Raw genomic sequence first — 13,586 nt, forward strand, 5'->3', positions numbered from 1 at the left:
ATCCGCATCCGAAATCCGGCGGACTCCTGGATATCTGAGCCCCGGCCGGGGGAGACTGTACAACACCCGGTGATGACAGTCCTTCCCCCGGCGGCTGAGGAGGGTGCCATGTCCCTGAGAGAGCATGAGCGGAGGATCCTCGCGGAGATCGAGCGGCAGCTCTCCGAGGAGGAGCCGGTCCTTGCCGGACGCCTGGAGGCCTTCGGCTCGGACGATCCTGACGCTCCCGTCGATCCCAGCCTCAACAGCTGGAAACCATGGGTGGCGTGCGCGTTGATCGCCGCGGTCACGGCCGGGCTGCTGGTCCTGCTGTTCGTCCTCACGCCCAGCGCGCCGCAGCCCTCCACGACACCGAGCCCGGCGGGTACCTCGCAGACCACGGATCCGGGCCAGGAACCCGCGGGATCGGACCCCGCCACCGGCGACCCGCCCGCGAACGACCCGGTGGACACCGCGCCCGGCGGGATCGCCCCGGGCGAGGCCGACCCCGCCGACAACGCCCCGGCCGACGGCGGCTAGGCGACGGTCACCGGGGGACGAGCAGCCGCGGCGGTCGGCGGCGCCACCACTGGTGCGCGCCGCCGACCGCGGGGGTCACAGGGCGTTGGTGAACGCGGCGGCCAGCGGGCCGGCCACGGATCCGCCGCCGCCACCGCCCTCCACCACGATCGCGAAGGCGACGTCACCCTTGTAGCCCACCATCCAGGCGTGGGTGGGCAGCTCGTCGTCCTCGCCCTCGGGCGTGCCGAACTCGGCGCTGCCCGTCTTGCCGTACACCTCGCCCTGGAACCCGGCGTTCTTGGCGGTGCCGTCGGTGACCACCGACCGCATCATCGGCCGGATGGCCTCCGCGTTGGCGATGGGCGTCGGCTCGGGCAGGTCTTCGGCCGCCGGCTCGGTCACCAGCACCGGGTGGCGCCACGAACCGTCGGCGATCGCGGCGGGCACCGTGGCCATGTGCAGCGGTGAGCTCAGGACCTGGCCCTGGCCGATGCTCTGCGCGCCCAGCATGGTGTCGCTGTCCACGGCCGGGAAGCTCGGCTCCAGGGCGGGCACGCCGATGTCCATCGGCGCGTTCATCCCGAACTGCTCGGCGCTGGCCTGCAGGGTGTCCGAGGACAGCCGCTGCCCGACCTGGTCGACCAGTGCGGTGTTGCAGGAGGTCGCGAACGCCTCGGTCACCGTCTGGGCGCCGTACTCGCCGTCCCCGGCGTTGACGAACTTCCAGCCGCCCAGGTCGTACTCCTTGGGGCAGTTCATCGTGGCGTCGGGCGTCATGCCGTTGTCCAGCAGCGAGCTGTAGGTGACGATCTTGAACGACGACCCCGGCGGGTACTGGCCCTCGAAGGCCCGGTTGAAGCCGCCGGGCACGTTGGCCAGGGCGAGGATCTCGCCGGTGGACGGGCGCAGGGCCACCATGCCCACGTGGTCGCTGGAGTCGATGACGGCGTTGGCCGCGGCGTTCTGCACGCTCATGTCGATGCTGGTGACGACGTCCTCGCCGTCGGAGCCGTCCAGGGTCGTGACCGTGTTCTCCTCGGTGGCCTCCACCGAGTCGGGGTCCTCGGCCTGCTCGGCGTCGACCATCACGATGGTCGTCGCGGCCTCGCCGGCGAGCTGCTCCTCGTAGGTGCGCTGGAGCCCGGTGGCGCCGACGAGGTCACCCACCTTGTAGGCCGGGCCGAGCCGCTCGACGTCCTCCTCGGTCGCCTCGCCCAGGGTGCCCGCGATCATCTGCAGGGATCCGGAGGCCTCGTCCAGGCTGGTGCCGTCGGCGGCCAGGATCTGCCCGCGCTCGCCCCACACCGTGGTGCGGGCCAGGACCTGGCCCTCTCCCAAGCCGGGGTAGGCGGCCTCGGGGGAGAACTCGACCAGCCACTCGCCGTCCTGGCGGACCAGGGGAAGCTCGCCCTCCCAGCCCCAGTCGTCGGCGTTGGCCAGCGAGACCGTCACCTCGTAGGTGGCCGAGCCGGAGTCGCCCTCGACGGTCGGATCGCCGACGGTGACGTCCACGCCCTCGACGCCCAGGCCGGTGTCGATGCCGCCCAGGATGGCCGCCGGGTCGTCGCCGGTGGTGACGGCGGACATGCGCTCGTAGTCCTGCTCGTTCCAGGCGGCGGCGTACGCGGTCGTGGCGTCGCCGGGCTCGGGCATGTTCAGCACGTACCAGGAGACACCGCCGCCGACGAGCGCCAGGACGACGACACCGGCGACGGCACCGATGATCAGTCCGCGCCGGGACCTGCGGGCCGGCGGGTGGGGCGGGGGGCCCTGGTTCCCGAAGCCGTCGGGGCCATGGGGGCCTCCGGGCCCTCCGGGACCGTTGGGACCTCCGGGGCCGCCGTAGAGGTACTCGAAGCCGTCGGAGTGCTGGCCGGGGGCGCCGGCCGCGGCGTGCTCGTGCTCCCGCGGACGGTGGTCCGGCTCGGGCTCGCCGAAGGGCCGGGGAGCGCCGCCGGGGTAGGGCGTCTCGCCCTGGTGGGCGGCCTGGCCGGGGTAGGGGTCGTCCCAGGACTCGCCCCGGGAGCCCTCGTCCGGCGAGGGCGCGCTCCAGGACTCGTGCGGGGACAGGGCACCGTCGGGGCCGCTCGCGGCCGGGACGGGAACCTCCCACGCGTCTTCGGGGTCGCCGTGCCCGCCGGACGTGTGCGGCTGTCCGTGGGGGCCGGGGGCGTCGTGCCCGCCGGACGCGTGGGGTTGTCCGTACTGGCGGGGATCGCCGTCTCCGCCGGACGCGTGGGGATGCCCGGGCGCATCGTAGGCGTCAGAGCCGTGGGGCTGTCCGGGCGTTCCGTACTCTGCGGGGTCCTGTCCCCCGGGCGCGTGGGGCCGGCCGTACGGACCGTGGCCGCCGGGGTGCACGGCGGAGCCGTCGTCCTCGGGGTGCGGTTCCCACGACTGCGGCTGCTGGGGGGCGTTCGGAACGGACGGGGCGGGGTCCGCGGAATGCGTCGCGTAGCCGGGCACTCCGGCGCCGGTGGGGCGGGCGCTCTCGGGAGGCCGGGGAATGCGGTAGGGATTCTCCGGGCGCGTACCGGGTCTCGGGGGCTCACCCGAACCGGGGAGCGGCCCGGAGGAATCCGGCTGCCGGGGGGACCGTTCGTCCACGCCTGACCGTCCTTCGTAGAGATCCATGGAGATACCAGAATGCCCCACTCCCACCGCGGTGGGAGTGGGGCATCAGGTCGAGGGCCGGCGTGGCGGTCGCCTCTCGGCGCGGGGCACAACGGGGCTCCTGGCCGTACGGTCGACCACCTCGGAAGGTGATCGCCGGACGCGGTATTCCGCGAAGGCAATAGTTGAGGCCCGGGGGACACTTGCTACCACACCGACCAACAGTGACTCTAACTCATCGGGCCGGGCCGTTGTTCCTGTGCCGGGAGGTAAGTCGCATGCGCAATCTCACGGTGGATTCGCGCTCCGGCCGGGGAACAGAAGAAGGCCGGTCCCGCAGAGGGGCGCGGGACCGGCCGGGAAGCACACGCGGTGGAGACTACTCCTGGCGCGCGATGCTGGTCTGCTCCTCGCGGGTGCGCAGCTTGAGGCGCTTGCGGCCGCGCTCGGCGCCGAGCTCCTCCTCCTTGGCCTCGATCCGCTGCCAGCCCTCCCAGGTCGTGTAGCCCACGCCGCGCTCGGCGAGCAGGGACCGGAAGGCGACCGGGTCGGGCTCGGCCGCGGGCGTGAAGGACTCGCGGTCGGCCACCAGGTTGGTGACGGTCTCCAGGGCGTCGCCCTTGGTGTGACCGATGAGGCCCACGGGGCCGCGCTTGATCCAGCCGGTGGCGTAGACGCCGTCGACCGGCTCCTCGTCCAGGTCCAGGACCCGGCCCTCGGAGTTGGGGACGACGCCGCGCTCCTCGTCGAAGGGCAGGTCGGCCAGGGGCGAGCCCAGGTAGCCGATGGCGCGGTAGACGGCCTGGACCTCGTGGTCGACGTACTCGCCCGTGCCGCGGACGGACCCGTCGCCCTGCAGTTCCATGCGCTCGGTGCGCAGTCCGGAGACGCGGTCCTCGCCCAGGATCTCGACGGGGCCGTGCAGGAAGTGCAGGTGCAGTCGGCGCTCGGCTCCGCGCGGGTCGCGGATGGCCCAGTTCTGCAGGACCTTGACGTTGGTCTTGACCTGGTTGGACTCGTCGCACGCCTGGAGGCTGCCCTCGTCCATCTCGAAGTCCTCGGGATAGACGATGACCTCGACGCCGGGCTGCTTGTCCAGCTCGCGCAGCTCCATCGGGGTGGCCTTGCACTGGGCGATGCCGCGCCGCGCGAACACGTGGACGTCGGTGATCTGCTTGGCGCGCAGGCCCTCGTAGACGTTGTCGGTGATGTCGGTGCTCAGCAGGTCGTCGGCGTCCTTGGCCAGGATGCGGGCCACGTCGACGGCGACGTTGCCCGCGCCGATGACGGCGACGCTGGTGCCCTCGACGTGCCAGGACGGCGAGACGTCGGGGTGGGAGTCGTACCAGAAGACGAAGTCGGCGGCGCCGTGGCTGCCGGGCAGGTCGACGCCGGGGATGTCCAGCGGCCGGTCGCGGTCGCTGCCGGTGGCGAAGATGACGGCGTCGTAGTGGTGGCGCAGGTCCTCCAGCTTGAGGTCCACGCCGTACTCGACGTTGCCGTAGAAGGTGATCTCCGGCTTGTCCAGGATCTTGTGGAGGGCACCCTGGATCTGCTTGATCCGCGGGTGGTCCGGGGCCACGCCGTAGCGGACCAGTCCGTAGGGGGCGGGCAGCTTGTCGAGGATGTCGATGCTGACGGACGTGCCGCACGCGGACAGGGTCTCGTCCTTGGTGAGCAGGTCCGCGGCGTAGATTCCCGCGGGGCCCGCACCCACGATTCCCACTCGCAGTGGTCGCGTCATCGCACAGCTCCAAGTCTTCGCGCCAGGGTCGGACGCCATTGGTAAGGCTTGCCTAATCTATCCGGTGCTGCCACCGGGAAAACCTACTATAATGGTAGGCAATCCTGGAGCCGACCCCAGGGGGACGGATCGGGGCCGCGCCCGGTGTCCGCGGCGGATTCCCAGGTGGCGCCGGGCTTCCGGCTGCCCGGGAGGCCCCGCGCGGACCCTCACGCAGGGGTCAACGCTCCGTCACGGACGATTCAGGCCCGACTTCACTGTGGGGAAAGTCACCGTCACCGCGCGGCCGCCCGCCCGGCGGTGGGCGCTAGCGCTGCTCCAGCTCGGCCTTGACCGAGGCCGCGAAGCGCGGCACCTGCTCCTGGCCGGAGAGCTTGGCGATGGCCGACATGACGGCGTCGGTGGCCTCGCGGCGCGGCCGCGCCTTGTGCGCCAGGCCCTTCCACGGCGACAGGTCCACGGGCTCGCCGAAGCGCACGCCCACGCGGTTGAGGGAGGGGATCCGGCGCCCGGACGGCAGGATCCGCTCCGTGCCCGCCAGCGCCACCGGCACCACCGGGGCGCCCGAGGTCAGCGCCAGCCACGCCAGCCCGGTCTGGCCCCGGTAGAGCCGGCCGTCGGGGGAGCGCGTCCCCTCGGGGAAGATCCCGAAGACCTCGCCGCTGTCGAGGACCGCCAGGCTGTTGTCCATCGCCTCCTGGGCGCTCTGGCCGGGGCGGCGGTCCACCGCCAGCTGGCCGAAGGAGCGCAGGAGAGCGGTCAGGGCCCGCTTGGGCAGCGTGGCCTCGTCGAACAGTTCCTGCTTGGCGATGAAGCGGACCTGGCGGGGGCAGGCGACGCCGATGAAGAGCGGGTCGATCAGCGCCAGGTGGTTGGCGGCCAGGATGACCGGGCCCCGGCGGGGGACGTGGTGCGCGCCCTCGACCCGCTGCGGCCAGACCAGGCGGCTCGCCGGCGCGACCACGACCTTGGCTGCTCCGTACAGTGTCACGATGCTTCGCCCCTTCGTCTCGGGTGGGTCCGTGGGTGATGCGGACTCCCGGGGCTCATCCGTGGTCCGTCGACACCGAGCTTATCGGGGTCGCGGCGCGGGTGGCCGGGCCGAGGCCCGGCACATCTCCTTCCCCGGAACACTGCCGTGACGTGGGACACACGCGATAGGCTCATGGTCTAGACCTTTGGCGCCGGTCAGAGGTCCTGATCACGCGCTCCGAAGCGAGGAAGAACGTCAGCCATGGGCAAACTCGTCGACGTCAGCCACCAAGTCAGCGATGGGATGATCACGTACCCGGGGATCCCGGAACCGGCGGTCGAAGAGGGTTCGGCCGTACCCGGCGCCGCACCGGGCCTGGGCAAGAGCAGCGGTCGGGTCGAGATGGTCGGGGCCACCGGCACCTACGTCGACATGCCCGCGCACCGCTATCGCGACGGCGCCGACTCGGCCGACCTGGACCTGGAACGCGTTGCCGACCTGCCCGGGATCGTGGTCGACGCCACGTCCGCCACCCAGATCGGCCCCGAGGCCTTCAAGGGTCTGGACCTGCGCGGGCGCGCCGTGCTGGTCCGCACCGGGTGGGACCGCAACTGGCGGACCGACGCCTACGGCGGCGACGGCCACCCGCACCTGACCGAGCTCGCGGCCAAGACGCTGGTGGAGAGAGGCGCGGTGCTCGTGGGTATCGACGGTGTGGGCGTGGACGACACCTCGCCCTCGGCCGAGGGGGCGCGGCCCGCCCTGGCCGTGCTCCTGGCGGCGGGGGTCCCGGTCGTCTCGCACCTGTGCCTGCTCGACCGGCTGCCCGAGGACGGCTTCCGGTTCTTCGCGGTTCCGGCCAAGATCCGCGGCATGGCGGCCTTCCCGGTGCGGGCCTTCGCCGTCGTCGACTGACCCGGGGAGTTCCGAAGGCTCCGCGGCCGTGTCCGGCCCCGGCCCCGGCCCGGCGGGTGCCGGGGCCGGGGAGGCTCACAGGTCGGCGTCGACGTCGCCCTGGGCCCGGCGGCGCTCGCGCTGGGCCCGGCGCTCGGCCTCCAGACGCGCCGAGCGCTCGTCCTGGGCGACCGCGCTGGTCATCGCGTTGGACAGGGCGTGCAGCTCCATGTTGATCCGCGGGTAGGCGGTCAGCCGCGGCAGCGCGCCCAGCCGCGGCGTGCGGCGCTCCTCCATCGAGGAGATCAGCTCCCGCAGGGCCAGGTCGACCCGCTGCAGGGTGATCGTGCCGACCTCCGCGGGCCGGTCCAGGGCCAGCGCCGACAGCGCCAGGTAGCCCGTGCGCTGGGTGGCCACCACCACCGGCCACAGGGGCTGGGTGGACGAGCCCCGGGGCACGTCCCCCAGCGCGCTCTCGTACACCCCGCGCAGGTTCACCAGGGCCGCCCGCATGTCCCGGCGCAGGCGGTAGCGGCGCTCGGGGCCGATGCTGACCTCCTGGTCCAGCACGGCCACCATGCACTCGCGCGCGGTCTCCAGCACCGAGACGATCGCCTGCGGCAACCGCGTGGCCGAGGCCTTGCGCCACAACAGCAGCGCGCCGGCCAGCCCGAAGGCCGAACCCACCAGGGTGTCGATGATCCGCGCCCCGGCCAGTTCCTGGAGCTCCTGGGGTGCGGCCGTGTAGGACAGCAGCAGCGCCATCGGGGTGATGAGGATCGACGCGTAGAAGAAGTTGCGGCCCACCACGAGCTGGGTCAGGCCCATGAACAGCCCGGCCAGCAGCACCACACCGCTCAGGGGAAGGCCGAGCGTGAGCAGGTAGGCGCCGCCCAGCACCCCGATCAGCGTGCCCAGCGAGCGCTGGACCGAGCGGTTCATGGCCAGCACCACGGTCCCGCCCTGGAGCACGGCGGTGGCGGTGATCGCCACCCAGTAGTAGTGGTCCAGGCCCAGCCACAGCCCGAACGCCCCCGCGGCCGTCACGGTGATCCACATCCGCAGCGCGGTCGGCCGCACGAGCGACTCCGGGCTCAGGCTGAAGCGCAGCGCGTCCCACAGCGCCGGGTACCGGCTGTCGTGCAGGGTGTCCGTCCGCTCGTCGTCGGCGTCCTCGCCCGTGCGACGGGCCGCCTGGGCGGCGCGGGCCAACAGCCCGTACAGGCGCGACTCCAGCGAGCGCGGACGCAGGCCCCGCCGCAGCTCGTCGAGTTCGTCGGGGTCGGGCGCGCGGTCGGGGGCGGCGACGGCCTGGGCCATCCGGTCGGCGAAGTCGGCGGCCGCCTCGGGCAGGGGCGCGGGCCGGGCCAGGCACACCTGGGTCGTGGCCAGGTGGATGTCGGACACCCAGCGCAGCAGCGCGCGCAGCCGGGCGGCCTCGGGTGTGGACCGGTAGCCGCGCGTCTGGGCCAGCAGGACGATGCGCCAGGCCTCGGCCACGGCGACCGAAGCCTTGTGCTGGGCGTGGTCCAGTTCGGGACGGCCCACCGCCCGCAGCAGCACGGCCAGCTGCTTGAAGGCCCCCGACACGGCCCGGTACTCCGGGTGGCGGGCCCGCACGGGCGCTCCGGACATCGACACCGCCCAGCCCACGGCCGCGCCCAGCGCGGCCAGGGCGGCGTGCAGGGGGACGTCGGTCCAACCGCCGGGGGCGATGGTGGAGATGGCGCCCACCAGGACGAAGAACAGCGGGCCCGGCTTGTCCACGCGCCAGGCCGCGCACACCCAGGTGGCCACGCCCGCGGTGAGGCCGATGGAGACGACCGAGGCCCACACCGACAGCGACGAGGCCAGCGAACCGAAGGCCACGCTGGCCACGAACCCGAGTCCGACCAGGGCCAGGGCGGCGGAGCGGTAGGCGTAGGGCGTCTTCTTCTCGTAGAGCACCGTCATGGAGCCCAGCGCCGCCAGAGTGCCCAGTTGCGGGGTGAACAGCCAGGCCGCCAGCCCGAACGACAACGCCATCGCGATGCTGGCCTGCACGGCCGTGGTCCAGGCCCACTGGCCGGACTCCAACCCGAAGACCGCCTTGAGGTCGACCCGGGGCTGGGGGCGCTCCGCCACCTGTACGCGCTCGGGTCCTTCGTCGGCGGAGCCGCCCATCCTCATCGGGCCGGTTTCACCAGTGGTTCCCAGATCTCGCACGCTCACCATCCTAGACCGGGACGAACGGGGAGGTAGGGGACCACATGGCCGGTCCTAGGTCGTCTCGGCGGTGGAGGCGGGGCCGGTGTCGCGGTCCGACCCGGCGCGCCCGGCCCGCTCCTCGGCCCGGATCCGCGCCTGCTCGGCCACCGCCAGGCGGGCGGCCGCGGCCTCACGCGCCTCGGCCAGGGTGGCCTCGGCGTGGCGGCGCTGGGCATCGAGTTCGCTGGTCAGGCGCTCGCGGTCGGCGACCGACCGTGCGAGCTCGGCGGTGAGGCGCTCGCGTTCGGCCGCGGCGGCCTCGCGATCGGACTCGTGGTGCCGCCGGGCGCGTTCGGCCTCGGCGGCGAAGCGCTCGCGCTCGGCGGTGAGTGTGTCCAGCGCCTCGCTCGCGCGCGCCTCGGCGCGGTCGGCCCGGGCCGCCTCGCGCTCGGCGGACAGAGCGGCCTCGTCGCGGGCACGGGTGTGCGAGGCGGCCTCCTCGCGCAACCGGTCGGCCAGGGCCCGCAGCTCCTCGGTCTCCGCGCGCAGGTGCTCGGCCTCGGCCCTGGCGTGCTGGAGCCGCCGGGCGGCCTCGGCCCGGTCGCGTTCGCGGTCCGCGCGCGCACGTTCCTCGGTCGCGGCGACGCGGCGGTCCGCGGCGGCCAGTCCGGCGTTGGCCTCGGCGACGGCGGCGTCGCGTTCGGCCCCGGCCCGCTCGGCCTCGGCCGCCCGGCGGTCGCGTTCGGCCTCGGCGGCGTCCCGGCGCTCGACGGCCTCCTCGGCCATCCGCTCGGCCTCCTGCGTGGCGGCCACGGCGGAGGCGGCGGCGCTCTCGGCGGCGCGGCGGGCGGCCTCGGCCTCCCGGCGCCGGTTCTCCGCCTCCAGACGGGCCGCGTCGGCCTCGGCGGCGCGCCGGGCCCCGGCCAGCCGTGCGGCCTCGACCTGCGCCTCGGCGGCGGCCGGGTCCGTCATGGTCGTGAAGGCCTCGGTGGCCGAGCGCAGCGTGGCGCTGAGCTGTTCGCTCTGGACGGCGAAGCGGGTGAGCAGGTCGTCGGCGCGCAAGCGCGCGGCCGTGACGGGTTCGGCCGCGGGCGCGGTGCCGGGCGCGGCGCTGCCGGGGTCCTCCTGGGCCGCCCGCGACTCCTCACCGAGCCGTTCCGCCTCCTGGGCCTGGCGCTGGCGCTCCTTCCAGGCGCGCCAGCGCGTGTGCTCGGGCAGGTCGCAGTACTGGGGAGGGCGCCCGGGGGAGGTGCCGCGCGGGACCGGCCGGTCGCAGCCGGGGAAGGTACAGGTGCTGGAGTCGGAGGTGGCCACGGGGCGAGCGTAGCGGTTCACCCCCGCGGGGGCGTGGGAGGCCGCGCCTCACGCCGCGGACCGGTGCGTGGTGCCCGGCCGCGGGCCGGACCTCGTGTGCGCCGGGGGGCGGGCGCGTCGCCCATGGTCCGGGAGGGGGCCGCGCACGCGAGCGCCCCCGCACCGGGTGGTGCGGGGGCGCGAAGTGCGGGGCCGTGGACGCGCAGGGTCAGTCCTGCGCGCCGAAGCCGTCCACGCGGCAGACCATGGTGGTCACGAAGGGCCGGAAGCCCTCCTGCTCGAGGAAGCGGATGTCCTCGGCGCTGGTGGCCAGTGCGGAGAACTCGATGTCGCGGATGCCCATCGAGGCGATCTGGCGCCGCACCTCCTCCAGGAGCTTGGAGCCCACGCCGGTGCCCGTGTACTCCGGGTCGATGGCGAAGGTCTGCACGACGGCGACGCGGTCACCGCGGTCCCAGCTGCCCTGGGCGTTCTCGCGGATGGTCACCATCGCGTACCCGGCCAGGTCGCCCTCCTTCTCGGCGAGGACGGCCATGGTGTCGGGGTCGGCCAGCCAGGCCATGTACTGGGCCCGGCGGCGCCGCCAGGACTCGTCCAGACTGACGGCGCTGATGATGTCCGCGAGGTGCGGGGCGGTCACGGTGTGCTGTTCGTGGAGCGCGCCCCAGAGGTCGGCCAGCTCGTCCACCTCGTGCGCGCCCAGGTAACGAAAGCCAAGAACGCCGACGTCAGACGGTCGCGGTTTGGTCATCAGCGAAGTTTGCATTTTCTTCTCACCCGTTCCGCCAGCATGGGATCATCTCCCCCGGGAGTCCGATGAGCTCGGACCCGTGGTTGAGCTGTGATTCCGACTGTACGTTCCGGTACAGCCCAGAACATGCGCGACACGAGGAAAGAGATGCCCGACATCCGCATCGAAGAATTATGTTGATTCTTTCCTGTGCTGGTCGTGGTCAGAGGTGCTGTCGGGTGCCGTTGGACGATGTGCATGGAATCACGCGACGAACCCGGGCGAACTGCCCGAAACGCCAAGGAAACGTGCGCGTACTGTCATAAATTGGTGACCATGATCGACGTTCGGCGGTTGCAGCTCCTGCAGGCACTCGACCACCACCACACGGTGGCGGCCACGGCGGAGGCGCTCAACGTCACACCCTCGGCGGTCTCCCAGCAGCTCTCCGTCCTGGCCAAGGAGGCCGGGGTCCCCCTCGTGGAGCGCAAGGGCCGCCGCTTCCTGCTCACCGGGGCCGCCCGGGTCCTGCTCCAGCGGGCACACGTGATCTTCGCGGAGATGGAGCGCGCCACCGCCGACCTCGCCGAGTACGCCGACGGCGACCGCGGCGTCATCCGCGTCGGCTCCTTCTCCACCGGCATCAGCGACCTGATCGCGCCCGCCCTGGCGCGCCTGCGCTCCAGCCACCCGGGGTGGTCGTTCGAGGTCGTGCAGGCCGAGCCCGAGGAGAGCACCGAGATGGTGCGCTCGGGCCGGTTGGACGTCGCCCTGACCATGTCGACCGCCGACCTGCCCGCCCACGGCGACCCGGACTTTCGCACCGACCCGGTGATGGTCGAGCTGTTCGACGCGATCCTGCCCTACCAGCACCCGCTGGCCGCGCACACCTCGCTCGACCTGGCCGCGGACCTGGCCGACCAGGACTGGATCATGTCCGCCCCCGGCACGGCCTGGCACTCCTGCGTGACCGCCGCGTGCAACCAGGCCGGCTTCCAGCCGCGCGTGGTCCACACCGTGGACGACTTCAGCGCCGTCTTCGCGCTCGTCCAGGCGGGGCTGGGCGTGGCGCTCATGCCCCGGCTCGCCTGGACCGGGCTGAACACGCCGCAGATCGTGGTGCGCGGGGTCCGCGAGACCGCGCGCCGCCACATCGTGTCCCTGTGCCGGGCCGGAGCCAGCCCCGAACCGCTGCTCGCCGCCGTGCGCGAGGCCGCGAGCAAGGTGCCCGTCCCCTCCGTGGGACCCTTCGCCATCGCGGGCTGAACCGCACGCTCCCCGACGCGTGGAAGGCCGCGCCACCGGGCGTGGGTCAGGGCCGTCGCTCCGGCGACGGGTCCAGGGCCGAGCGCTCTCCCGGGCGGGCGGCCCGCCAGGCGCGTGTGCGGCCCCGGGGGATCAGCGCGCCGGCGGCGACGGTGGCGAGGATGAGTGCCGCCGAGCCGCCCACCACCGCGATCGTGGCGGGCATGGACACCTCGCCCGGCCCCGGGTCGGGCACGAACGCCGTGCCCGGGGAGGCGTCCCCGCTGGACACGGCGGGGTCGGCGGTGAGCGCGCCGACCGGGTCCACACGCCCGCTGCCGCGCATCGAGTCACCGGGCCCGTGGGGCGAGTGGTAGGCGGTGGCGAGCAGGCGCGCGCGGACATCGGCTGCCGCAAGATCGGGGTCGTGGGAGCGCAGCAGGGCCGCGGTGCCGGCGACGAAGCCGGCCGCGACGACGTCCCCGGAGCCCACGAAGTGGCCGTCCCCCCTCGGGCCGACGCCGACGACCAGGTCGCCGGGGGCGGTGAGGTCCACCCGTGCCGCCGCGCCGTCGGCGTCCAGTGCCGGGGACCCGGAGACCGGGGCGCCCTCCACTCCGACGGCGGCCACGCTGACCGCCGCCGGATGGTCCGCCGGTGAGGCGGGGAAGGACGTGCCGTCCACGGCGACCGTCGCGGGCGCGACGACGAGCGCGTCGGCCTCGGCGGCGGCGTCCACCGCCGTCTCCAGTGCGCGGCTGGATCCGGCGACGGCCGCGCCGACCAGCACGACGTGCGCTCCTGCCCCGACCGCTGTGTCGATGCCGTCGGCGACGCTGCCCGCCGTGGCGGCGCCCTGGTCGTCGGTCACCGGGACGTCGATCACCTGCGCGGCCGGAGCGACGCCCATGAGCCCGCTGCCGTCCTGTGGGCGGGCCGCGACCAGCCCGGCCAGGAAGGTGCCGTACCCCCGGCAGTCGTCGCTGCCGGAACCGGTCAGCGCCTGGCCGACCGCGGCGGTGTCGGCGTCGATCCCGCTACTGAGGACGGCGATGGTGACGCCGGCCCCCTCTGAGAGCTCCCAGGCGCGGGGCAGGCCGAGCAGCGGTGTGGTCCACGGCTCCTCCGCCACCACCGTCGACGAGGCGTTCACACACTCCCCATCGCGTGCGACGCCGATCGCGGGCAGCGCCTGCGCCTCCGCGGCCCCGTCCGGTGAGGCTGCCGGGGACGGCTGCGCGGTGTCCGCCACAGCGGGCGGGCCGGGGACGGCCGTCAGCACGGCACAGGCGGCGCCCAGCGCGGCGGCGGTCGCGCACCGCGCTGCCAGGGCCGTCCTGTTCCACAAGGTCATGGGAGCACTCCGTAGGTTGTCGGATGGCCGG

At 73.8% G+C, this 13,586-nt stretch carries 10 protein-coding genes; 3 read left to right on the forward strand and 7 right to left on the reverse strand.

Translation table 11 applies throughout. The features are described 5' to 3' along the window. Positions 1-108: 108 nt before the first annotated feature. Complete coding sequence (locus HNR10_RS28795; protein ID WP_179828978.1) at positions 109-519, forward strand: DUF3040 domain-containing protein; 411 nt, start codon at positions 109-111, stop codon at positions 517-519. 75 nt (positions 520-594) lie between these two features. Here HNR10_RS28795 and HNR10_RS28800 read toward each other — a convergent pair whose 3' ends face one another. The 3 genes from HNR10_RS28800 to HNR10_RS28810 form a co-directional block, all read right to left on the reverse strand. Then, complete coding sequence (locus HNR10_RS28800) at positions 595-3,108, reverse strand: penicillin-binding transpeptidase domain-containing protein (RefSeq protein ID WP_179828980.1); 2,514 nt, start codon at positions 3,106-3,108, stop codon at positions 595-597. Positions 3,109-3,493: 385 nt separating this feature from the next. Beyond that, entirely contained in the window at positions 3,494-4,840 is a 1,347-nt protein-coding gene (locus HNR10_RS28805) for an FAD-dependent oxidoreductase (RefSeq protein ID WP_179830024.1), read from the reverse strand. Between the two features lie 325 nt (positions 4,841-5,165). Next, positions 5,166-5,849, reverse strand: a complete 684-nt coding sequence (locus tag HNR10_RS28810) for a lysophospholipid acyltransferase family protein (RefSeq protein WP_179828982.1) — start codon at positions 5,847-5,849, stop codon at positions 5,166-5,168. A gap of 243 nt (positions 5,850-6,092) precedes the next feature. Between HNR10_RS28810 and HNR10_RS28815 the strand changes: the two genes are divergently transcribed. Further along, positions 6,093-6,746, forward strand: a complete 654-nt coding sequence (locus HNR10_RS28815) for a cyclase family protein (RefSeq protein ID WP_179828984.1) — start codon at positions 6,093-6,095, stop codon at positions 6,744-6,746. Positions 6,747-6,821: 75 nt separating this feature from the next. Here HNR10_RS28815 and HNR10_RS28820 read toward each other — a convergent pair whose 3' ends face one another. The 3 genes from HNR10_RS28820 to HNR10_RS28830 form a co-directional block, all read right to left on the reverse strand. After that, positions 6,822-8,894: an FUSC family protein gene (locus tag HNR10_RS28820; protein ID WP_179828986.1), complete on the reverse strand. Its 2,073-nt coding sequence runs from the start codon at positions 8,892-8,894 to the stop codon at positions 6,822-6,824. Positions 8,895-8,984: 90 nt separating this feature from the next. Continuing rightward, on the reverse strand, positions 8,985-10,226 hold the full coding sequence (locus HNR10_RS28825; protein WP_179828988.1) for a hypothetical protein: 1,242 nt from the start codon (positions 10,224-10,226) through the stop codon (positions 8,985-8,987). Between the two features lie 208 nt (positions 10,227-10,434). Beyond that, positions 10,435-10,977 (reverse strand): GNAT family N-acetyltransferase, encoded by a 543-nt coding sequence (locus tag HNR10_RS28830; protein WP_179828990.1) that lies wholly within the window; start codon positions 10,975-10,977, stop codon positions 10,435-10,437. A 315-nt stretch (positions 10,978-11,292) separates the two neighbouring features. Here HNR10_RS28830 and HNR10_RS28835 point away from each other — a divergent pair, with 315 nt between their 5' ends. Then, positions 11,293-12,222, forward strand: a complete 930-nt coding sequence (locus HNR10_RS28835; protein ID WP_179828992.1) for a LysR family transcriptional regulator — start codon at positions 11,293-11,295, stop codon at positions 12,220-12,222. A 46-nt stretch (positions 12,223-12,268) separates the two neighbouring features. Here HNR10_RS28835 and HNR10_RS28840 read toward each other — a convergent pair whose 3' ends face one another. Continuing rightward, a complete protein-coding gene (locus tag HNR10_RS28840) occupies positions 12,269-13,555 on the reverse strand; it encodes a S8 family serine peptidase (protein WP_179828994.1) in 1,287 nt (428 codons plus the stop codon). Between the last annotated feature and the right edge of the window lie 31 nt (positions 13,556-13,586).

This window comes from Nocardiopsis aegyptia (assembly GCF_013410755.1).
GTDB lineage: Bacteria > Actinomycetota > Actinomycetes > Streptosporangiales > Streptosporangiaceae > Nocardiopsis > Nocardiopsis aegyptia.